Consider the following 18,036-nt stretch of genomic DNA (forward strand, 5'->3'; position numbering starts at 1 on the left):
TAAGTTAGGGAGGGTGAAGATTGCCACCTGGAACGTCAACTCCATCCGCGCCCGTGCCGACCGTATCGAGGATTGGCTGGGATCTCGCGATGTAGATGTACTCGCCATTCAAGAGACCAAGGCGAAGGATGAGAACTTTCCTTGGGACCTGTTTGAGAAGAACGGCTATGAGGTCGCCCATTTTGGGTTGAGCCAGTGGAACGGGGTGGCGATTGCCTCCCGAGTGGGTCTAGACGATGTTGAGCGGACCTTCCCGGGGCAACCCAAGTTCGCCAAGACCGGTGAACCCATATCTGAGGCGCGGGCCATCGCCGCGACCTGCGGCGGAGTGAGAGTGTGGAGCCTCTACGTACCTAACGGCCGGGCGCTGGACGATCCACACATGGCATACAAGCTGGACTGGCTTCACACCCTCCACGAACAGGCCGAAGGCTGGATCAGCGCTGACCCGGACGCGCAGATCGCGCTCATGGGTGACTGGAACATCGCGCCTCAAGACGATGACGTGTGGGACATGCAGTACTTTATCGATGAGGGTCTCACCCATGTCTCGGCCCCGGAGCGCGCGGCGTTTGCCGAATTCACCGATGGGTCTTTCACCGACGTGGTGAGGCCGTACACACCGGGCCCCGGCGTCTACACCTACTGGGATTACAAGCAACTGCGCTTCCCCAAAAAGGAGGGGATGCGCATCGACTTTGTGCTCGCCTCGCCTGCTCTTGCCGAGCGCGTTACGGGCGCGAGTATCGACCGGGAGGAACGCAAAGGCAAAGGCGCAAGCGACCACGCCCCCGTCATCGTGACGTTGGGCGACTCTTGATTTTCACCGCGCGCAGGGTGCGCCCATGAGCGGGAAATGGGGTAGCGCACCGGGTGCATTCCCGTTTGTCTCTTCGATTCGCGTCTACGAGCCCCTGGACGCCTTTGGCGACGCCGACCAGTCCCGAATCGTGGAGCAGCGCGGCATTTCGCGTGCGGCAATCGAGCGCCGTGAAGCTCTGGCCGCACAGCGACGGAACATGCGCACCCCGCTGGATCCTTTCCCACACTCCACCTCAGAACTCTTCCGCACGATAGTCTTTGAAACCCAAAGCGGCTCGCAACATTTTTATAGCCCCAGCCAGGTTGCACTGCGAGCCAAGCTCGCCGCCGCAGACATGCAGTCAGCGTTGGGGGATCGGCTTCGCAACATCATGTTCCCCGAATCCGCGGTGGAAGAGCACTTCATTCGCAACGAGACGGCAGACACCGATGACCTTCTGGCCCCGCTCGTCTACAGCAAACAATCCACCTGGGGCATCCCACTCGCCTGGTTCGTCGCTTTTACCCCGATGGACGTCATCTACATCATCGAAGACGAAACAAGGGTGAATTCGGTCCTCGTCCACACTTCCCTTCCGATCGCTATTGACCGGGTTCGCCGCGCGATAGCGACCATCGCCACGAAGGCGCCAGACCTGGAGATCCTTGACGGACTGACCTCACTCTCCGAATGGTTTGACAGCTTTAGCCCAAACGCTATTCTGGAACTCGACTATGGACCCGTTGCGGACTTCGTGTTCCCCGACGATTCCATGGATGATGTGATGCTCGGCATTGAGAGCATTGCAGAAGGGGACCTCACCGCCGCGGCCGCCGCCTACCGAAGGCTCACCTCCCGCTGGATTCCCATCCGGCAGCGCGCCCGGGCAAGTTAGCGCAATCAGCCCCGTAGGACTCTCCTGCACCCCCGACCGTAGACATCTACCCCAGGATGGAGGCATCCCCATGATGACCGACCCCCAGCCCACCCAATGGTGGCGCGACGCCGTGATCTACCAGATTTACCCACGCTCCTTCGCCGACCGCAATGGCGACGGTATGGGTGATATCAACGGCATGCGAGACAAGCTCGGCTACCTCTCCAACCTCGGCGTGGACGCCATCTGGCTCTCTCCCTTCTACCGCTCTCCGCAAAAGGACGCGGGCTATGACGTCTCCGACTATCGCCAGGTGGACGAGCGCTTCGGCACCTTGGAGGACTTCGAGGGCCTCATCCGCGAGGCACACCAGGGCGGGATCAAGGTCATTGTCGACTTGGTACCCAACCACACCTCGGACCAGCACGAGTGGTTCCAGGCCGCCCTCGCCGCCGCCCCCGGCTCCCCCGAGCGCGAACGCTACATGTTCCGCGACGGCAAAGGGCCGGACGGCAGCGAACCGCCCAACAACTGGAAGTCGGTCTTCGGCGGCCGCGCTTGGACCCGTGTCACGGAGCCGGACGGCACCCCGGGCCAGTGGTACTTGCACATTTTTGACACCTCGCAGCCGGACCTCAATTGGGAGAACCCCGAGGTGCGCACCGAAATGGAATCAGTGCTCCGCTTCTGGCTCGACCGCGGCGTCGACGGCTTCCGCGTCGACGTGGCACACGGCATGATCAAGAAGGCCGGTCTCCCGGATTGGGAGGAGCGCACCGAGATGGTCGCCGACGCGGACACCGCCGAGCCCACGAACGCGACCCCGTACTGGGATCAAGACGGGGTGCATGAAATTTACCGGAGCTGGAACCAGGTTTTGGCAGAGTACGACGGCGATCGCATGCTGGTTGCCGAAGCTTGGGTTTCTCCCATCGAACGATTGTTTCTTTACGTACGACCAGATGAAATGCAACAAGCCTTTAATTTCGAGTTCCTTCTCTCGGGTTGGGATGCGGAGAAGGTCACCAATAATATTGCCGAGTCGCTGCGCGCCTCGGGCGAAGTGGGCGCGCCGCCCACCTGGGTACTTTCCAACCATGACGTGGTGCGTGCGGCCACGCGGCTTGGTTTTGGCCCCAAGGACGACGACGGTAGCAACAACATTGCCAAGGCACCCGATGAAGCTTTGGGCCAATTGCGCGCCCGAGCGTACTTGTTGCTGATGTTGGGCTTGCCTGGATCGGCGTACTTGTACCAAGGCGATGAACTCGGACTCCCCGATTATTACAATGTGCCGGACGCGATGCGCCAAGACCCGTCCTTCGCCCGTACCGGCGGTGAAATGCGCGGCCGCGACGGCTGCCGAATCCCGATGCCGTGGGACTCAACCAAGCCGGGGTATGGCTTTTCCGATGTCGCCGACCCTGCGCCCGGTTGGCTCCCGCAACCCGAGTCCTATGCGGTCTACGCCGCAGACCAGCAGGTGGGCATCCCGGGTTCCACTTTCGAAGTCATCAAGGCGGCGCTGGCGTTGCGTCACGAACGCGAGCTCGGCCAGGGTGAGTTGGAGTTCTCGGCTGAGCATGAGCCTGCAGCCGGCATCGTGAGTTACACCAATAATGGCGTAACGGTGGTGACGAACATGGGTAATGACCAGGTGGCGCTCCCCGACTACGAGCAGATTCTGCTCGCTAGCATCCCGGAAGCCGTCACCGATGGCATGCTGGAGCCAAACGCTACCGTCTGGCTCGCATAACTTCGCGGAAGTTTCTAGCGGACCGGCTCCTGGCCCATGCGGGCGCGGGCGCCGGACGCCATGGAAATCAGCACCGGAACCTTGATGCCCAACTCGGCGTCAAGGTTCCGGACCAGATCGGTCACGTCCGAGCCCAATTCGGCTGGCGATACCCCGGCTCGCGGCGTGACGCGAACTTTCAGGCACGGTGTCTTCTTGAAGATCCAGGTGGACGTCGACACGTTAGCGACTTCGGTGCGCCCGGAGATAGCCTGCTTTAGCAGTTGCTCGGCCACCGAAGCGGAGACACGTACCTGCCCGGGGAAACTGCCTTCTTCTTCACCGTCGTGCAGAGTCCCGGTGCGGCCCTTGCCTTGGGAAGCAATCCACACGATCATCACAATCACGATGATGAGTAGCGCGGCGGCAATGGCGATCCACAGCCAACTGTCGCGCTGGCCTTCCAGAGTGGTCCGGGTGAACAGGTCGCTCAAGAAGGTGGTCGCCTGTTCATATCCCTGGTTGAAATAGTCCTTGAGAACCGGCACGCTCAACACCGCAATGACTCCGGCGCCGAGCACCAGAAACATTAGACCGGCAATACCGATGAGGAGCCGGTTCCATGCTCGAGGAGTTTGATTCATTGTCCCACCACCCCGGATTCACTCACATTGACGTTCACACGCGGTTGCGGCTCGTCAAAGATGCTCTGTACCTGTTCTTCGGCGACACGCTGAACCGCGTCGGTGTTCACCGGGATTCCCGAAGTGGGGCGCAACTGGACGTTGACCCGCGATCGCGAGACGGTGACGAGAACCTGTTCCGGTGATAGCGAGGCCACCTGCCGAACCGACTTTGCGATTGCCGAGGCGATGACTTCGTTGTCAATGACCACAGCTGCGCGTCCATTGTTGATCCCGGTGCGCGCCTTACGTCCGGGAAGGATTGCCTTTAACAAGAGAATCAGCCCAATAAGAGCAACCACTCCAGCAATCAAACCCACAAGTACTGGCTGAGGGCTGTTGGGGAGATCGCCGATCGCGGTCCAGACCTTGTTGAAATCCAGCCACAATGGCGGTTGACCGATCGCCCTCAGAACAGCTTCCACCAGGAAGTAGCCAGCCACGATGATCGTCAAGAGCGCGAGGAAGATCGCCGAGATGGCGCGCGAGGAGTGCGTTTCGCGGCGGATCATCGCCGGCACGAGTCGATCGACCTCGGCGTCCGACTCGACCGAATTTTGCGCCGCAATCTGCTCCGACTCGCGGTCGGTATTTTCGTCAAGAAGAGAACTCATTGAATTCGTGCCCCCTCATTAATGTGGGCTCCGGTGACCCGAATATCGACTCGTGCCACGCGGGATCCGGTCAATTGGGAAACGCGATCGGCAACCGTGCCCTTCGCCGCGTTGATGCGCTGCCAACCACTGGGACCGGGCGGCACGGGCCGCTCGAGGCTCGTCACGACCACGGGGAGCGACAAGCTTAAGGCGAGGTTTCCGCCGTCGTCCGCCACCTGAGCGCGAATGCGCTCAGCCTCTATGCCGAGTGCTTCGCTAGCGGCAAACTTGGCTGTGGACTCCAGTGCCTGCGATGAAATTCGATTGTGACCAACCAGGTGTTGGCCACCTTCGATTTGCGGATTATCTGTCATCGTCCAGGCCCCCTTTAGGAGGCCGAACGCCGGCCGGTCAAGGCGTCGAGGGCGCCCTTGAGGTCTACCTTTCCTTCCACAGCGCGCCCGATGACACCGCCAACGGCCATGAAGAGGGCGGCGAGGAAGAATGCTCCCACACCCCAGGTGAACCCGATAATGGCAAGAAGCGCTCCTGCCGCAATTCCAACTACCGTGGGACTCATAGCTTGTGCTCCTTTTCTTGCTGTTTTGGTTGTAAGACATCGGCAATATCCACGTTGACTTCCGTCACGCGCAGGCCGGTTTGGGTGTTTAGCATGCGGTAAATCTCGGCGCGCACGGTATTGGCCACCTGCGCGAGGTTTGCCCCGAATTGGGCATTGACTCCAATATTGACGGCAACCTCTTCCCGGCCGACGGCAACGGAAATATTGTGAAGCCGCGGCGTGGCCGGGCGGCCGATTCCGGTTGTCTGCTGAATCTGGTTGACGAGGCCGTCGCTTCGACGGTGGTTACTTACCACTCCGGGGACCGCCGAGGCGGCCAAGGACACGAGTTTTTCCACCACGCCCTCAGCGATTTCGGTGGTTCCCTTTAAGTCTTGCGATGCAGTGGCGCTGGCAAGTTCGGTTGTGCTTTGCAATGGTTCAGCCTCCTCGATACTTACCTTAGTCTCTGGAAGCGGGGTTTGGGGAGATGACTTGTGCTTATTGAAAGCTGCAATGTTGATTTAGCCAGTCAATGTATTGATTGACTGCCGTTGCGAACTCTTCAGATTCGAGGTAGCCGGGGTCATTCAGCTTTGATTCAACGGTTGCGAGTTGGGACTTGAGCTCCCCGGGAACCGCCGGTGCAAGGTTTTTCAGTCCAGCTTGAAGACTGTCTAAGTCTTTTGACGTGAGGTTCCCCAATTGTGTTGCGCCGAGTTTGTCAATAAGGAGAGCGACAGTGATGCAGTCCTGGCTTTTGGTTTCGCCTTTACTCATATCTTCTTGGGAGTTCGGCGTGGGCGAGAGGGTGGCACCGGTTGCTGCTTCGGGGACCGATGGGTCCACCTGCTCGCCGGGCATTGACGGGGCCGCAGTTGGCACATCCGCCGCGGCCGGGTCCGAGGTGCTACTCGCGAGCGCGGTGCATGAGGCCAACGCCAGGGCGCACGCGGCCAGAGCCATCACAAAGAGCCCTCCGGCGATTCTGCTGTGGGTGGGGAAGTTCCTCATCAAGCCGATATTCTATCCGGCCAGTCTTGGAGGTTGGTGAACACCGGGCGTGCATAGACTGAATCGCCGCACCCCTCCCCCTCTCCAATTCGACTGTGCAGAACACGCACGCGACACGCCGTTAAAGCGTGCAATATCTGCACAGTCGATTATGAGTGTGCAGGCGGGGTGACCTTTGCCGCGCGGGTTGCCGGGATAAAAAGCACGACGGCGATGCTCGCCTACCGCGGGAAATCGCGCCACTGGGCTATGCTCAGTTTTGCTAAGCCACAGCACCTAGGAGACACATGAGCCGTCTGGCCACTATCGCGGGCCTCGCGCTCATTACACTCGCCGCCGTACTAGGGTTCGGGTATTCCATCGCTGCCAGCCAATTCGTGGACGCCGAGTTTATCGGCTCCGACTTCACTGTTTACCGGGCCGGTGGCCAGGCCATGCTCGCGGGGGCCGACGCAACAGGGTTGCTTTATTCCGTCACCATGGACAGGTTTGGCGGTTTCGAGCTTCCATTCACCTACCCGCCGTTTGCGGCGCTGATTTTTGCGCCCCTCGCTGCGCTGGATTTCACCGCTGGACTTGTTGTCATCAATGTCGCGGGAGTTCTGGTGGGCATCGCGCTTGCATGGGCACTGTGGATACGGATCTTCCGCAAGGGACTCCGCGGAAAACCAGTTTCCGCCTATCGATTTTGGGACTTCGCGAGCATCGCCATCGCAACTTTCGCCATTCTGGCCCTTGGCCCCTGGCGCGAGACCATCGCCTATGGACAAATCAACATCATTCTGATGGCTCTCGTTTCCTTCGACGCCCTTGCCGGCCCACGCTGGGATCGCTGGCGTGGCATTCTGACTGGCCTCGCGGCCGGAATTAAGCTCACGCCGCTCGCACTTGGTCTGTACTACTTGGTACGTGGTGATTGGAAGTCGCTGGTCCGCATGGCATCTGGATTTGCCGCTACCGTCGTCCTCGCGTGGATCGTCCGGCCGGTCGAGTCCGAGCAATTCTGGACATCTGTGATCTTCGACGCCAGCCGGGTCGGCGGCGTGGGCTATCTGGACAATCTCTCTTTGCGCGCGCTCCTTTTGCACTACGGCATTCCCGAAGGAAGTGAAACTATTCCGTGGCTTGTGGCCTGCGTTGTGGTTGTCGCTGCGGGAGCCTGGGGCATCCGCCGAGCGAGCGTCGCAGGACAACGTCTCACAGCATTTTCCATCGCCACGCTCGTGATGCTCCTGATCTCCCCGATCTCCTGGTCGCATCACTTTGTTTATATCGCTCTCATCGTGCCGGCGTTGGTACTACTTGGAACGGCCCTGCGTTCGACGAAACCACCTTTCGCCGTATGGTGCTTTGCAGCCGCCCTCCTTGCCCTGATCGCGTTTTACTTTTCGCCGAGAACAATCAAGTATTTGCCTGGGGTTCCCGCGTTCAACGATCACGGTTCCGACGGGTGGATGTGGCTGGCTACGATCGGCTCGCCGGTTGCGGTCCTTCTCTTCGTCACATTGATCGTTGCCTCTTCAGCTCTCGCACACTCGAAATCGACTGTGCAGAAAAAGCACGCTTAGACGGCGTGTCGCGTGCGTGTTATGCACAGTCGAATTTGAGTGGGCAGGCGGGGTGACCTTTGCCGCGCGGGTTTCCGGGATTAGCAAAGCACGACGGCGATGCTCGCCTTCCGCGGTTAAGGTGAGCATCGCCGTCGTGCTTAAAAAGAAAAAGCCCCCGCACACCGCGGGGGCTCAAAGCTGGTGGCTCCGACCGGCGTCGATCCGGTGACCTTTCGATTTTCAGTCGAACGCTCTACCAACTGAGCTACAGAGCCTGGTACCTACCAAGGGTAGTCACCGCATCCCACCGAAATGGAACGAGCGACCCTGACGGGACTTGAACCCGCGACCTCCGCCGTGACAGGGCGGCGCGCTAACCAACTGCGCTACAGGGCCTTGCTTTTGCAAGACTTCAATCTTAGCAGTTCCGGCGAGTGCCAGTGACCACGTCGATCGAGCTGTTTGCGTACCCCCAACGGGATTCGAACCCGTGCCGCCGCCGTGAAAGGGCGGTGTCCTAGGCCGCTAGACGATGGGGGCCTTGCCTCATTGAGGACCTATAAAACTATAGGGGTAAATCGCGCATTCCCCAAATCGCCGCGTGGAACGGCGGGGGTGCGCGAGGGTAGTGCGCGCGCGGGGGTGGTGTGGGAACGGTGCCGCGCGGGGGTGGTGTGGGAACGGTGCCGCGCGGGGGTGGTGTGGGAACGGTGTCGCGCGGGGGTGGTGTGGGAACGGTGCCGCGCGGGGTGGTGCGCGCTGGTTGCGCAAGTTGGGCGGGTACGGGAAGCTCGGCGCGGACTTATGCTCACTGAGGCGACGGGTTGGTGAGCATAAGAACTTATGCTCACCAGGTTGGCCGTGAAGTGAGCATAAGTTGGCGGGACTGGGTGGCGCGCTGAGTGGTGCGGTTGGGTGACGCGCTGGACGGGAAATTGAGCCGGAGGCCATGGCGGACAAGAGATGTCCGGAATCCGCGAGCTTTTGGGGGAAAGCGGGTCTAGCGTGGAGCCCATGACTGTTCGCGAGACCGAAGCGCCGTCGACTGCGGCAACCGGAGGCTGGAAGATTGCCGGGCTGACGGCCACCATTGTGGTGTTGTGGGCGTCGGCCTTTGTGGTGTTGCGGTATATCGGGCCCGCCTTTTCTCCGGCGACGTTGACTTTTGGGCGTCTGCTGGTGGGTGTCGTGGTGCTCGGAGTGTTCGTGGTTCCGCGATGGAAACCGGTGCCGCGGCATGCGTGGCTGCCATTGATTGCGTGCGGCGTGTTGTGGTTCGCCGTGTACAACGTTGCTCTGAACGCGGCCGAACATACCCTCGACGCGGGTACGAGCGCACTTCTCGTCGGCGTGGCGCCAATCCTTGTGGCGGTACTTTCCGCGCTGTTCTTGAAGGAGCGGCTGACTTGGCCCATGGGCACCGGCATTCTCGTGTCCTTTGCCGGCGCCGCCGTGATTGGGTTTGCAGCCTCAGGGTCTTCGACGCAGACCGACGTGGCAGGGGTGTTTCTGGCGCTGGTTGCTGCGGCGAGCGCGGCCGCGAGCATCGTGATTCAAAAACCACTCTTAAAGCATGTGCCAGCGCTCCAAGTGACCTGGATCTGTTGCGCCATCGGGGCCCTGTGCACTCTTCCGTTTAGCGGTGCCCTTGTTGGTGAAATTGCTCGCGCAAGCGTGACGGATACGCTGTGGCTCGTGTATTTGGGCGCGTTCCCGACCGCGGTTGCTTTTGCCGCCTGGGCGTACGTTCTGTCGCAAACTACGGCCGCCAAGCTGACCGCAACAACCTACTTGGTGCCCGCCGTGGCGGTGCTGCTGTCCTGGCTGTTCTTGGCCGAGACTCCCGGCTGGTGGGGTGTGATCGGCGGCGCGCTATGCCTCGCGGGGGTGTTCATTTCGCGGTTGCGTCCACGCCGCGGCCGCTGAATGCGCGCGGGCGCCCGCGAGTTACTAGGCTGGTCCCATGCCGATTGAGATGACCGAGGACGAGTTCGAGGGCGTCGTCCAGGACGCGATTGCCCAAATCCCGCCCGACCTGCAAAAGCACTTCGACAACATCGTCGTGTTTATCGAAGACCGCTACATCCCGGGCCCGGGCGAAGACCCCAACACCGTTCTTCTCGGCCTCTACCACGGCATTCCGCTGACCGAGCGTGGCGACTGGTACGCGGGCGAGGTCCCCGATTCCATCACCATTTACCGGTTACCGCTATTGGAAATTGCCAACACGCGGGAGGAACTGGTGCATGAAGTTCTGGTCACCGTGAAGCACGAATTTGGACATTACTTCGGCATCGATGACGGCCGGCTTCACGAACTCGGCTGGGGCTAAGCGCCGGCCTCGACGCCGCGCCCCTATTGCTTGGTCAGCATCGGCCCAAAGTCCTGGCGATCATCCAGCCGAGAGTCTTCCTTGTCCGGAACCACCATTACCGGACCTTTCGCGTGGTGGAGCACGGCTTGCGAGGTTGACCCCAGCAGCATGCCAGCGAAACCGCCGCCGCCACGCGACCCGACAACCACCATTTCGGCGGTGTCGGACTCGGCAACCAGCACCTCAATCGGCGGCCCGTCGACCACCATGGTCTCCACTTCGACGTCCTGGAAATGGGAGGTCAGCCACGCCTTCCCGGCCTCCAACTGCACTTCAATGTCGCGGAAAATTTCCTCGCGATCCAGCGCGGTGGGCATCCACGCAAACGACCCGGTGAACGGCGGCAGCGCACACACGACCCGCAACGGCAAACCATGGAGACGCGCCTCCTCCGCCGCGGCCAACGCCGCGTAGCGCGCCTCATCCGAGCCATCGACACCCACCACAATCCGCTCGCCCACCCGCTTAGGGGCAGCATCCGCACCATCTGCGCGAGCACCGGCAGCAGTTGCGCCCGCGGCGCCATCACCCGCGGCCCCCGACCCGTCACCTCCGGCACTCGAGGCACCCGCAGCACCCCCGGCACTCGCACCGTCCTCGGCCGCCACATCGGACCCCAGAACCCGCGGCGCACACTTCAGCGGCGTCACGACGGTCGGACAATTGGCGTGCCCAGGCAGCGCGGTGGAAACCGATCCGAGCAGCCGCCCCACAAATCCGCCTCGCCCCCGCGAACCCACCACAATCAGATCAACGCGCTTGGACAACTCCAGCAACACACCCGAAGCATCCCCGCCAATCACGTGCGCATCCACGTCCTGAACGTACTCCCGCGCCCGCGCCGATGCACCGTCCAAAACCGCCATCCCGGCTTCCCGCATCGCCACATCATCCACCTGCGCATACCCCGGATCAATGCTCGTCGCCGCAAAAATCGGGATCGTGTACGCGGTCACCAAATGTAGCGGAACCCCACGCCGCGCAGCCTCTTTCGCCGCCCACACAACCGCGCACATGCTCTGATCCGAACCGTCCACACCAACAACTATTCCGCCCGAAATCTCGGTTGCCAGCGCCTCATTGGGCTCTTGCTCGGTCATTGCCACTCCTTCGTCGCGAACCTCGTTAAATCCAGAATACTCGGTCACCGATTGCCCGCGGGTCACAGCTGAATTACGACGGCGATGCCCGCCTTAATCCCGCGGGTAACCTGGTGCGCCGCTCACCCAGGCGGCCAGTTTTTGGCCGGTCAGGGTGTTGGCCGGAACGCCGCCACCGAGCAACCGACGGGTGAGTTCGGCCGTCACGGCGACAGGTTCCGCGCTCGCGACGAACACCACGTTCCCGTGCCGGCGGCCCTTGAACATTGCCGGGTCCGCGACCGCGAGGACGTTGCCAAAAACTTCGAGCAAGGTCGCGGCCTCGCGTTTGGCGTGCGCAAGTTGCGGGGAGTCCCCCGAATTCACAACATAAATGCCACCGGCTTTGAGCACTCGTTTCGCCTGTTCTGCCGCCGTCGCCGAGATCAGCGACGTCGGTGTCGTGGAGCCCGCGAAGACGTCGCGAATAATCACGTCGGCGCTGCTGTCGGCGAGCGCATCGAGTGTTGCCCGCGCGTCGGCGACCCGAATCTTGAGCCGTGGCGCGCGGGGCAGGTCGAACCAGGTGCGCACCGATTCGGCGAGCTTCCCGTCGATTTCGGCAACCACGTGGGCGGAATTCGGATAGTGATGCAGAAGGTACCGCGCCATGGTGCACGCTCCTCCGCCGAGGTGAGTCACCCGCAGCCCTTCGGCGTCGTCGAAGCGATCCTCAATGACGGCGCTCATCCAGCGCATGTACTCGAAGTCGAGGTTTTCCGGCTCATCGAGATCGATGTGCGAGCTCATGACCCCGTTGATTTTCAGCAACCAGGCGTTGGAGTTGTATTCGTCCCGGACAAGTTCTGCGATCCCCGTGTCAATCGGGTAGATGCCGGGCTCGAGTTTGGAGCCGCCGCTTGCTTTCACAGCAGATTTCTTCGCCACGCCTCCCAGCCTAGAGGCATTAATCACCCTGTTGCGACTGTTCCCAATTGGCGGTGAGGCTCGTAACGTGGGAAACATGACGAAACTGCTTATTCTTGGAGCGTCCGGACAGATCGCTACCCATGTGATTGAGATGCTCGCAGACTCCGACGTCGAATTGACGCTTTTCGCGCGAAACCCTGGGCGTATCGCATCCGTGCCGAGCGGTGCAACGGTCGTTGAGGGCGATGTCAAAGACCAAGACACCCTGGCCACGGCCATGCGCGGTCAGGACATCGTCTATGCGAACCTCGCCGGTGACATTGACACACAGGCTCGGGACATCGTCCTCGCCATGAATGCCGAGCAGGTTCGGCGGCTCATCTTTGTGACCTCGCTGGGAATCTTAAACGAGGTTCCCGGAACGTTTGGTGCCTGGAATCAGGAGACGATTGGTCAAGCGTTGACGGTGTATGCGGCGGCGGCCACGGTGATCGAGGACTCCGATCTGGATTACACCATTCTCCGACCGGCCTGGCTATCCGATACCGATGAGGTCGACTATGAGACCACCGCGCGCGACGAACCGTTCAAGGGGACAACGGTTTCGCGAAAGAGCGTCGCGGCGTTGATCTCTCGCATCGTGCTGCACCCCGAGGAGTTCTCGCGCAGCAATATTGGCGTCAACAAACCCGGCACCGAGGGCGAGAGGCCCGTCTGGTAAGTCAGCGAGACTACGAGTCGGCCCGGACGGCGGTCTCCAGCCGTTCAACCTTGCCGGTCAGTTCCCCGGTGTGCCCGGGACGAATGTCGGCCTTCATCACGAGCGATATCCGCGAACCGTAGGGGCTCACCGCCGCAACGCAATCCTTGATGACGGCCATGACTTCATCCCACTCGCCCTCAATGGTGGTGAACATCGAGTCGGTCTGGTTCGGCAGACCCGAGGCACGAACGACCTTGACCGCGGCAGCAACCGCGTTGTGAACCGAGGCGTCCGCATCTCCGGCCCGGTGCTCGGCGTCCCGCGGTTCGCCCGAGGGCGCAATGGAAAAGGCAAGCAACATGTTCTAGACCTCACTCTTGTGTTGAGTTGGCGGCGAAATACGCAAGCAACTCTGCTGGCTTATTGGTCGTGATTTCTTGGACGCCCACGCCCGCCAGCCAGGCGGCGTCCTCGGTCGTATCCACGGTCCACACCCGGAACAGCGCGCCAGCGTCCAACAGCTCGCGCAAGTGCGCCTCTTGTTCGCGCAGACCCTCAAGCCCCGGCCCGTAGAGCCCATGAAACGGCCCAAACGCGAGCAGATCGCCGGCTTCCGGACGATTCAAATCCTCCAGGCTTTCCAGCAGGACGCACACACCGCGCGAACCCAGCCGCTGGGTCAGGTATCCGATCGACTCGGGGTGAAAACTCATGAACGAGACGTCAATATTGCCCAGCCGCCGCGCATCCTCATCCCAACCCCGTTGCTCCAAGAGACTCAACACGGCGCGCTCCAACGCGAGCGGATCCTGGGCCTCGCCTTCGTGCTTGAACTCGATCGCAATGCCAATGTCTCGGCCCGCGCCCGAGAGCAGATCAAGCAGCTCGCCAAGCGTCAGGAACTGGCTTTCCGACCCGACGTAGTCCTCGGACGACGAGCCCTCATGCCACGACACAATGTCCAGCCCCTTGAGTTCGGCAACGTTCATATCCGCAACCGCACCCGAGCCGTCGCTTGTGCGATCAACCGTGGCATCGTGAATCAGCACGGGAACGCCGTCACGGCTGAGGTGGACGTCGCATTCGACGCCGTCGGCCCCGTCCTCGATCGCCCGCACGAAGGCGGCACGGCTGTGTTCGGCAAGGCTGGCACTCGCGCCGCGGTGGGCGAAAATCAGTGGTCGGCTCACGCTCCCAACCCTAGTACACCCCCGCGCACGCGCACGCTGCCAACACCGCCCCTCATCTGTGTAGCGCGACACGCCAAGGTTTCGCGCGATTCCTTGGCGTGTCGCGCTACACAGTTGAGGGGGAAATGACTTTCACGTGAGTCGAGGGGGGCGGGGGAGAATGGGGGGCATGACTGATCTCGAACGTCTGATTGCGCTCAAGCGAATGAAGAGACTGGCGACCTCGCTGCTAGCGATCCTCGCCGTCATTTTCCTCCTCGCGTTTGCCCTGCAAAACCAGTACCCGTGGCTGGGGTATGTGCGCGCGGCGGCCGAAGGCGGCATGGTCGGCGCGCTGGCCGACTGGTTCGCCGTCACCGCGCTGTTCAAGCATCCACTGGGCCTCAAGATCCCGCACACCGCAATCATTCCGCGCAAAAAGGACCAGATCGGCGCCTCGCTCGGCGACTTCGTCGAAGAAAACTTCCTTTCCGAGGAGATCGTCTCGCAAAAACTGGAGAGTGTGGATGTCGCGCAGCGGCTGGGCACCTGGCTGAGCTCACCCAAGAACGTGCAACGCGTCGCCGATGAAGGCGCGGCGATCATCCGCGGGGCGCTCACGGTTCTCGATGACTCGGAGGTTCAACGCACGCTCGAATCCATGGCGCGCAAACACCTGTTGGAGCCCGAGTGGTCTCCCACGCTAGGCAAGCTCCTCGAACGGATATTGCTGGAAGGCCACCACCGGGCCGCGGTCGACACACTGGTAGAGCGCACCTATGAATGGGCGCTGGCAAACCAAGAAACGGTCGAAAAGCTCGTGTCACAGCGCTCCCCCATGTGGATGCCTGGTTTCGTCGACAAGTTCATGGGTGACAAGGTTCATGACGAACTCGTAAAGTTCCTCGACGCGGTGCGCCAGGACCCGAACCACCCGCTACGGAATTCCATCGATGATTACCTCTCCTCGCTCGCCCAGGACATGCAACACAGCCCGGACATGATTGCCAAGGTCGAGGCGATAAAGATGAACGCGATCAGCGATCCGCAGCTTCGGCAAATGGTGACCAACGCCTGGACCACGCTCAAAAATGTCTTACTGGAGGCAATTGACGATCCGGAGTCGGAACTGCGGATGACCTTCACCAACGCGCTACAAGATGCGGGGCAACGCATGTCCTCCGGACAAGAACTGGCGCAGAAGGTCAACGCGTGGGTGGACCAGGCGGCACGCTACCTGGTGCGCACCTACCGCAAAGACATCGCCAGCATCATTTCGGAAACAGTGGAGAAATGGGATCCGAAAGAGACCACCGAAAAGATTGAACTGCAGGTCGGGCGCGATCTACAGTTCATCCGCATCAACGGTACGGTGGTGGGCTCACTCGCCGGGCTCGCGATCTTCACGATAGCGACACTGATTTTCCACTAAGGGTGGGCCGATAACGGCAGATGCCCGTCCCCTACCCGGCCGAAGTGTCGGTGCCGGAAGTGAGCGGTCTTGGCGCGCCGTCGTACTTCTGCTCCGCGGAATCCGCCCCGCTCTCCAGGCCCGCAAGGTCCTCGGGGAATTGCGCGGGAAGCGGCCCGAAGGCCAGGTGCGCCGAAGCAATGACCGCCTTGCCCATACCCCGGTTAGCCACCCCCCCGATTGCCGCGCCGATACCGAATGGGATTGCGCGGCCCAGCAGGGCCGAACCTTGACTTGCAAGAACGCGGCGCATGAAGCGTTTGCGGATTTGACCGACAATCCCGGAAACCGCCTTATTGGACAGGCTGGAGCCCACTTGAGTGCCCCACGCCGCGGTGGATTTTCCGCCCGCGTTGCCGGCGAGCCCGGCGAGGAGCTGCGTGCCCTCTTCGCCGAGCATGACGCCCATGACGATCGCCTTGGACCGTTCCGGGTCTTCGGTGTGGATCCCGTGTAATTCGGCGATGGATTGGGCGAACAGCGCGGTTGCTTCGAGGAACACCACGGTGACGCCGGCCGAAACGCCGAGTGATGCCACAGTGCCGATGGCCGGAATTGCGGCGGTGGCGCCAGCGGCCGCGCCGGTTCCGGTCACGGCGGTCAAATATTCGCGCTCCAGCACCTCGGCGAGGTCAAAGGGCTTTGCCTCCGGGTATTTTTTGCGAAGCCGGCGGATGTTGGCAAGGACAACCGGTCGTTGCACGTCAATGGCGCGCTCGATCGCGCGCACGAGACGAGCGCGAGGTTGACCGTCGTCCTCGAAAATGACCTTTTGCGTGGCTTTGGGCACGGGGTTGAACCTGCTAAAGATTCCCACGTGTCCTCCTTAATGCTGGGTTATGCCGGCGTTGGCCCTGTTGCTAGACGCGCCGCTCGCATCTGAAAGTACCAGGGTATCCGGGGAAATCACACCCTGGTTGACCTCGAACGGCTATCCTCGGGCGTTTATCTACGAAAGGTAGCGCTTGAGGAAAACTTGGACGTCCATGAGTTCGGTGAGGCCGAGGTTGTGCCCCATGCCCGGGTAGGTCCGTGCTGTGAGCTGGGTGTTGGCTTCCAACCATTCCTCGGTCCAGTAAATGGCGTCCTCATTAATGACCAGGTCCCCGACGTCCCGCCCCCAAAAGAAGGGGATCTTGCGTTCCATCGGTTCTAGTGCGCCCAACAGGTCATTGCGAATGACAAAACCGGACAGCCCCACCACGCAGGTGAAAAGCTCGGGACGCAAGCGGTGCAAGGTCGTGGTCATCGCCATTCCTTGCGAGTACCCCAGCGCGGACACCGAACGGTAGGAGCTTGCCGCGATGATGGAGTCCACCACGGTGAATGCTTTTTGAGTGGCGTCGAGGACCGCTGTGAAATCCGGGGTGAGGAAGTAGTCAAGCAGGAACCAGCCGAAGTCCCCGCCCACGTCGAAGGGTCCGCGGGGCAGTGCCAAGGTGGTGTTCTCTGGCAGAAAGTCGAAGAGGGCGCGTAGCTTCTCTTCGGACGAGCCGTAACCGTGGAAACCAATGACCAGGTTGGTACCGGCACGCTCGGCGGGCTGACGGGAGTAGAGGATGTCGGTGGCGCTCATCACTACCCATGATTGCGCTCGCGCGGCGCCGTTTCAAGGATGCTGGGCAGTTGAACCGGCTCAATCGGCGGCCGGTTCGGGTGCGGGGCTGGCCGGGGTTGCCCGGGGCGCCGGGGGCCGGCCGGGTTGACCGAGGCTGCCCGGCGTTAACGGTGTCGAGGGGCCCGGCAGAAACCGAACCCCTCGGTGAAAACTTTGGCAAGCCGACTCCCCCAAGTCATTGACTTATGCCAAAGGTCCGCAAACCCCCCACGGTCAGCGGCATTTCACGTTCACAATTGTGGCATAGTCGCCGAACTTTGGAAAGATGAAAGCCCGGCAGCAAATGCGCTCCAGTGCAAATAATTGCCGAATTCCTCGGCCAGTCATCAAACGTCTCAGGGCGTGCGCATCGAGACGGGATGCGCACAGCAAGCGCGCCATCCCCGCCTGAAAACCGCACCAATGTTGGCCTCGGGCCACAAGACGCGCCGCCACACGGCAGAAAATTTACTCCTGTGCAACTGGGCGAACGTATGAGGAAACTAGCAATTAGCCACTTTCCTTAGTGGGCTAACTCACAAGTCTAGCGCATTTGTAGTTAAAAGAATATGGCACCCGCGGTATCACATATTGTGAGCTCGCGGGTGCCATACATTTAGTTAATTATGCACCATGCTTTTGGTGCGAAAATTGCTTTCCGCCTTTCGCACCGCTTTCACCGCGCGGCTGCTTGTTCGCTCCCACGCTTTGCGCCACTCCGTGCTGGCTCTTTTTATTAAGCGCCATCTCCAATTGCTGGCGCCGCTCATCGCTGAGCTTGTTCGCAGCCGCCGGTGCTACATGGCTTTCTTCGGCTGAGTTGGGTTCTACTGAGTCGTCTTGGCGAGGCATTTTCACTCCTGAATATTTCTGGTTGTGGAGCCTCCCGAGGAC

The 18,036-nt window shown here is 61.2% G+C and carries 22 protein-coding genes and 3 tRNA genes; 9 read left to right on the forward strand and 16 right to left on the reverse strand.

The features are described 5' to 3' along the window. The first annotated feature begins 13 nt into the window (after window positions 1-13). From O148_RS0104555 to O148_RS0104565, 3 genes are all read left to right on the forward strand, one after another. Complete coding sequence (locus O148_RS0104555) at window positions 14-820, forward strand: exodeoxyribonuclease III (protein ID WP_026529965.1); 807 nt, start codon at window positions 14-16, stop codon at window positions 818-820. A gap of 25 nt (window positions 821-845) precedes the next feature. After that, entirely contained in the window at window positions 846-1,697 is an 852-nt protein-coding gene (locus O148_RS0104560) for a DUF8083 family protein (protein ID WP_026529966.1), read from the forward strand. 73 nt (window positions 1,698-1,770) lie between these two features. Beyond that, entirely contained in the window at window positions 1,771-3,435 is a 1,665-nt protein-coding gene (locus O148_RS0104565) for a glycoside hydrolase family 13 protein (RefSeq protein WP_084157094.1), read from the forward strand. Between the two features lie 14 nt (window positions 3,436-3,449). Here the strand turns inward: O148_RS0104565 and O148_RS0104570 are convergent, their stop codons facing one another. The 6 genes from O148_RS0104570 to O148_RS17730 all read right to left on the reverse strand — a co-directional run bounded on the left by O148_RS0104570 (window position 3,450) and on the right by O148_RS17730 (window position 6,035). Next, complete coding sequence (locus O148_RS0104570) at window positions 3,450-4,058, reverse strand: hypothetical protein (RefSeq protein ID WP_026529968.1); 609 nt, start codon at window positions 4,056-4,058, stop codon at window positions 3,450-3,452. Next, on the reverse strand, window positions 4,055-4,711 hold the full coding sequence (locus O148_RS0104575) for a DUF6286 domain-containing protein (RefSeq protein WP_035744951.1): 657 nt from the start codon (window positions 4,709-4,711) through the stop codon (window positions 4,055-4,057). The genes O148_RS0104570 and O148_RS0104575 overlap by 4 nt, the downstream gene beginning before the upstream one ends. Then, window positions 4,708-5,067 carry a hypothetical protein gene (locus tag O148_RS0104580; RefSeq protein ID WP_026529970.1) on the reverse strand — a complete coding sequence of 120 codons (360 nt, stop codon included), beginning with the start codon at window positions 5,065-5,067 and terminating at the stop codon, window positions 4,708-4,710. Before O148_RS0104580 ends, O148_RS0104575 begins: the two co-directional genes overlap by 4 nt. Before the next feature lie 14 nt (window positions 5,068-5,081). After that, window positions 5,082-5,273: a hypothetical protein gene (locus tag O148_RS0104585; protein ID WP_026529971.1), complete on the reverse strand. Its 192-nt coding sequence runs from the start codon at window positions 5,271-5,273 to the stop codon at window positions 5,082-5,084. Further along, on the reverse strand, window positions 5,270-5,692 hold the full coding sequence (locus O148_RS0104590; protein WP_026529972.1) for an Asp23/Gls24 family envelope stress response protein: 423 nt from the start codon (window positions 5,690-5,692) through the stop codon (window positions 5,270-5,272). The genes O148_RS0104585 and O148_RS0104590 overlap by 4 nt, the downstream gene beginning before the upstream one ends. A 64-nt stretch (window positions 5,693-5,756) precedes the next feature. Next, window positions 5,757-6,035 (reverse strand): hypothetical protein, encoded by a 279-nt coding sequence (locus O148_RS17730; protein WP_157374494.1) that lies wholly within the window; start codon window positions 6,033-6,035, stop codon window positions 5,757-5,759. A 19-nt stretch (window positions 6,036-6,054) separates the two neighbouring features. Between O148_RS17730 and O148_RS17735 the strand changes: the two genes are divergently transcribed. Both O148_RS17735 and O148_RS14855 read left to right on the forward strand, forming a co-directional pair. Then, a complete protein-coding gene (locus O148_RS17735; protein WP_157374495.1) occupies window positions 6,055-6,309 on the forward strand; it encodes a hypothetical protein in 255 nt (84 codons plus the stop codon). Window positions 6,310-6,556: 247 nt separating this feature from the next. Beyond that, window positions 6,557-7,837 carry a glycosyltransferase 87 family protein gene (locus tag O148_RS14855; protein WP_051619841.1) on the forward strand — a complete coding sequence of 427 codons (1,281 nt, stop codon included), beginning with the start codon at window positions 6,557-6,559 and terminating at the stop codon, window positions 7,835-7,837. A 181-nt stretch (window positions 7,838-8,018) separates the two neighbouring features. Here O148_RS14855 and O148_RS0104605 read toward each other — a convergent pair. The 3 genes from O148_RS0104605 to O148_RS0104615 form a co-directional block, all read right to left on the reverse strand. Next, window positions 8,019-8,094 (reverse strand) — tRNA-Phe (locus O148_RS0104605). A 47-nt stretch (window positions 8,095-8,141) separates the two neighbouring features. Continuing rightward, window positions 8,142-8,215, reverse strand: a tRNA-Asp gene (locus O148_RS0104610). 71 nt (window positions 8,216-8,286) lie between these two features. Further along, window positions 8,287-8,359, reverse strand: a tRNA-Glu gene (locus O148_RS0104615). A gap of 474 nt (window positions 8,360-8,833) precedes the next feature. On the opposite strand from O148_RS0104615, the gene O148_RS14860 reads away from it, so the two are divergent. After that, entirely contained in the window at window positions 8,834-9,745 is a 912-nt protein-coding gene (locus O148_RS14860; RefSeq protein WP_051619876.1) for a DMT family transporter, read from the forward strand. Window positions 9,746-9,782: 37 nt separating this feature from the next. Then, on the forward strand, window positions 9,783-10,151 hold the full coding sequence (locus O148_RS0104625; RefSeq protein ID WP_051619842.1) for a metallopeptidase family protein: 369 nt from the start codon (window positions 9,783-9,785) through the stop codon (window positions 10,149-10,151). A 23-nt stretch (window positions 10,152-10,174) separates the two neighbouring features. Here the strand turns inward: O148_RS0104625 and O148_RS0104630 are convergent, their stop codons facing one another. Next, complete coding sequence (locus tag O148_RS0104630; RefSeq protein WP_026529975.1) at window positions 10,175-11,293, reverse strand: universal stress protein; 1,119 nt, start codon at window positions 11,291-11,293, stop codon at window positions 10,175-10,177. A gap of 93 nt (window positions 11,294-11,386) precedes the next feature. After that, window positions 11,387-12,220, reverse strand: a complete 834-nt coding sequence (locus O148_RS0104635; protein WP_169737502.1) for a spermidine synthase — start codon at window positions 12,218-12,220, stop codon at window positions 11,387-11,389. A gap of 76 nt (window positions 12,221-12,296) precedes the next feature. Between O148_RS0104635 and O148_RS0104640 the strand changes: the two genes are divergently transcribed. Further along, entirely contained in the window at window positions 12,297-12,923 is a 627-nt protein-coding gene (locus O148_RS0104640) for an SDR family oxidoreductase (RefSeq protein WP_026529977.1), read from the forward strand. A 10-nt stretch (window positions 12,924-12,933) separates the two neighbouring features. Here the strand turns inward: O148_RS0104640 and O148_RS0104645 are convergent, their stop codons facing one another. Both O148_RS0104645 and O148_RS0104650 read right to left on the reverse strand, forming a co-directional pair. Next, complete coding sequence (locus O148_RS0104645) at window positions 12,934-13,266, reverse strand: thiamine-binding protein (RefSeq protein ID WP_026529978.1); 333 nt, start codon at window positions 13,264-13,266, stop codon at window positions 12,934-12,936. A gap of 10 nt (window positions 13,267-13,276) precedes the next feature. Next, window positions 13,277-14,095, reverse strand: a complete 819-nt coding sequence (locus O148_RS0104650) for a glycerophosphodiester phosphodiesterase (protein WP_035744954.1) — start codon at window positions 14,093-14,095, stop codon at window positions 13,277-13,279. Window positions 14,096-14,264: 169 nt separating this feature from the next. Here O148_RS0104650 and O148_RS14865 point away from each other — a divergent pair, with 169 nt between their 5' ends. After that, a complete protein-coding gene (locus tag O148_RS14865) occupies window positions 14,265-15,506 on the forward strand; it encodes a DUF445 domain-containing protein (RefSeq protein WP_240470790.1) in 1,242 nt (413 codons plus the stop codon). 31 nt (window positions 15,507-15,537) lie between these two features. On the opposite strand, the gene O148_RS14870 is transcribed toward O148_RS14865, so the two are convergent. The 3 genes from O148_RS14870 to O148_RS0104670 form a co-directional block, all read right to left on the reverse strand. Next, window positions 15,538-16,362 carry a hypothetical protein gene (locus O148_RS14870; protein ID WP_075204283.1) on the reverse strand — a complete coding sequence of 275 codons (825 nt, stop codon included), beginning with the start codon at window positions 16,360-16,362 and terminating at the stop codon, window positions 15,538-15,540. 132 nt (window positions 16,363-16,494) lie between these two features. After that, window positions 16,495-17,121, reverse strand: a complete 627-nt coding sequence (locus O148_RS0104665; protein ID WP_035744958.1) for an alpha/beta hydrolase — start codon at window positions 17,119-17,121, stop codon at window positions 16,495-16,497. Between the two features lie 645 nt (window positions 17,122-17,766). Beyond that, window positions 17,767-17,994, reverse strand: coding sequence for a hypothetical protein (locus O148_RS0104670; protein WP_026529981.1), 228 nt, complete (start codon window positions 17,992-17,994; stop codon window positions 17,767-17,769). Window positions 17,995-18,036: the final 42 nt, after the last annotated feature.

The organism is Haematomicrobium sanguinis DSM 21259 (assembly GCF_000688395.1).
Taxonomy (GTDB): domain Bacteria; phylum Actinomycetota; class Actinomycetes; order Actinomycetales; family Micrococcaceae; genus Haematomicrobium; species Haematomicrobium sanguinis.

Excerpts from the sequence above, each read along its gene's own strand:
- O148_RS0104665 (WP_035744958.1), bottom strand. The coding sequence starts at position 17,121 with ATGAGCGCCACCGACATCCTCTACTCCCGTCAGCCCGCCGAGCGTGCC.
- O148_RS0104640 (WP_026529977.1), top strand. The coding sequence starts at position 12,297 with ATGACGAAACTGCTTATTCTTGGAGCGTCCGGACAGATCGCTACCCAT.
- O148_RS17730 (WP_157374494.1), bottom strand. The coding sequence starts at position 6,035 with ATGAGTAAAGGCGAAACCAAAAGCCAGGACTGCATCACTGTCGCTCTC.
- O148_RS0104570 (WP_026529968.1), bottom strand. The coding sequence starts at position 4,058 with ATGAATCAAACTCCTCGAGCATGGAACCGGCTCCTCATCGGTATTGCC.
- O148_RS14865 (WP_240470790.1), top strand. The coding sequence starts at position 14,265 with ATGACTGATCTCGAACGTCTGATTGCGCTCAAGCGAATGAAGAGACTG.
- O148_RS0104585 (WP_026529971.1), bottom strand. The coding sequence starts at position 5,273 with ATGAGTCCCACGGTAGTTGGAATTGCGGCAGGAGCGCTTCTTGCCATT.
- O148_RS0104560 (WP_026529966.1), top strand. The coding sequence starts at position 846 with ATGAGCGGGAAATGGGGTAGCGCACCGGGTGCATTCCCGTTTGTCTCT.
- O148_RS14855 (WP_051619841.1), top strand. The coding sequence starts at position 6,557 with ATGAGCCGTCTGGCCACTATCGCGGGCCTCGCGCTCATTACACTCGCC.
- O148_RS0104630 (WP_026529975.1), bottom strand. The coding sequence starts at position 11,293 with ATGACCGAGCAAGAGCCCAATGAGGCGCTGGCAACCGAGATTTCGGGC.
- O148_RS0104575 (WP_035744951.1), bottom strand. The coding sequence starts at position 4,711 with ATGAGTTCTCTTCTTGACGAAAATACCGACCGCGAGTCGGAGCAGATT.
- O148_RS14860 (WP_051619876.1), top strand. The coding sequence starts at position 8,834 with ATGACTGTTCGCGAGACCGAAGCGCCGTCGACTGCGGCAACCGGAGGC.
- O148_RS0104670 (WP_026529981.1), bottom strand. The coding sequence starts at position 17,994 with ATGCCTCGCCAAGACGACTCAGTAGAACCCAACTCAGCCGAAGAAAGC.
- O148_RS0104645 (WP_026529978.1), bottom strand. The coding sequence starts at position 13,266 with ATGTTGCTTGCCTTTTCCATTGCGCCCTCGGGCGAACCGCGGGACGCC.
- O148_RS0104625 (WP_051619842.1), top strand. The coding sequence starts at position 9,783 with ATGCCGATTGAGATGACCGAGGACGAGTTCGAGGGCGTCGTCCAGGAC.
- O148_RS0104565 (WP_084157094.1), top strand. The coding sequence starts at position 1,771 with ATGACCGACCCCCAGCCCACCCAATGGTGGCGCGACGCCGTGATCTAC.
- O148_RS0104580 (WP_026529970.1), bottom strand. The coding sequence starts at position 5,067 with ATGACAGATAATCCGCAAATCGAAGGTGGCCAACACCTGGTTGGTCAC.